At 69.5% G+C, this 1,609-nt stretch carries 1 protein-coding gene; it reads left to right on the forward strand.

All coding sequences use genetic code 11. From position 1 onward, the window contains the following. The first annotated feature begins 140 nt into the window (after positions 1–140). Entirely contained in the window at positions 141–1,598 is a 1,458-nt protein-coding gene (locus ABZY44_RS37650) for an NF041680 family putative transposase (protein WP_356662051.1), read from the forward strand. Positions 1,599–1,609: the final 11 nt, after the last annotated feature.

The raw sequence follows: 1,609 nt of genomic DNA on the forward strand, positions 1-1,609 counted from the left end.
CTTGATCTTTAACGTCCGAGATCGAACGGCGCCTCGTACTTGATCACTCGGTTCGGTAACCGCCGTACGCGGAAACGGCCTTCGTCTGGATCATGTGCTCCGACCAAGGAACACACACGTCCAGCGCGAAGGCCGTGGGAATGAGTCTGTCGCATCGAGATGCCCGGCACGAGGCATTGGCGGAACTGTCATGCTTCCGGGGTGAGTTCTACTCCTGTCTGACCGCGCGTTCGGACGCGCTGTTCGAACTGGCCGACGCGGTCCTGTGCGGCGACGGGCCGGTCCGCTCTCTGGCGGAACTGTCGCTGGTTGGTGAATCCCGCCGGGGCCATGGAGGGCTCTACGCCGCCGTGGCCCGCGGCGGGGTCGACACGGCCCGGATGCGGAGGGCGCTGGCCGGGGTGCCGCTGCCCCGGGCAGCCGACGGGCGGCTGGTCCTGGCCGTGGATGTGACCTGCTGGCTGCGGCCCGACGCGCACACCTCACCGGAACGGATCCTGTGCCACACCTACGGACGCGGCAAGGACCAGCACATCCCCGTCCCCGGCTGGCCGTACTCGATCGTCTGCGCGCTGGAGCCCGGCCGCAGCTCGTGGACCGCACCGCTGGACGCGCTCCGCCTGTCGCCCGGGGACGACACCGCCACCGTCACCGCCCGGCAGCTGCGCGAACTCATCGACCGGCTCATCACGGCCGGACAGTGGCACGACGGCGACCGGGACATCCTCGTCATCGCGGACGCCGGATACGACGCACCCCGCCTGGCCCACCTGCTGCGGGATCTTCCGGTGCAGGTGCTGGCCCGGATGCGCTCGGACCGCGTCCTGCGCAGGGCTGCCCCAGCACGGCAGCCAGGAACGATGGGCCGCCCGCCCCGGCACGGCGGCGAGTTCGTCTTCGGCCAGGACCACACCTGGGGCACCCCCGACGTGACGACGGTGACCGACACCCGCCTCTACGGCACCGCCACCGCACGTTCCTGGGACCGGCTCCACCCCAAACTGACCCACCGCTCTTCCTGGGCCACGGATGACGGCACCCTCCCCATCATCGAAGGGACCGTCATCCGGCTGGACATCGACCACCTGCCCAGCGGAGCAACCCCCAAGCCGGTCTGGCTGTGGTGGTCCGGCACCGATGCCACCCCCGCAGACACCGACCGGCTCTGGCAGGCATACCTGCGGCGCTTCGACATCGAGCACACCTTCCGCCTGTTCAAGCAGACCCTCGGCTGGACCTCCCCGAAGATCCGCACTCCCGAGGCGGCGGACCGCTGGACCTGGCTGATCCTCGCCGCCTACACACAACTTCGGCTCGCCCGACCACTGGCAGCGGACCTGCGCCGACCGTGGGAGAAACCCGCCCCACCCGAGCGCCTCACGCCCGCCCGAGTCCGCCGCGACTTCCGGCACATCCGCCCGAAGACCACCTGTCCGGCCAGTGCACCGAAACCCTCTCGCCCTGGCCCGGGACGCCCGCCAGGACGCAAGAACACCCGGCCCACCCCACGACACGATGTCCACACAGTCCGCAAAACCGACACCGCAAAACCGAAAACGAAGAAGTCCACGACCCCTCGCCCACGCCGCACGGGTTAAAGATCAAGCTA

The organism is Streptomyces sp. NPDC006544 (assembly GCF_040611715.1).
Lineage (GTDB): Bacteria > Actinomycetota > Actinomycetes > Streptomycetales > Streptomycetaceae > Streptomyces.

Excerpts from the sequence above, each read along its gene's own strand:
- ABZY44_RS37650 (WP_356662051.1), top strand. The coding sequence starts at position 141 with ATGAGTCTGTCGCATCGAGATGCCCGGCACGAGGCATTGGCGGAACTG.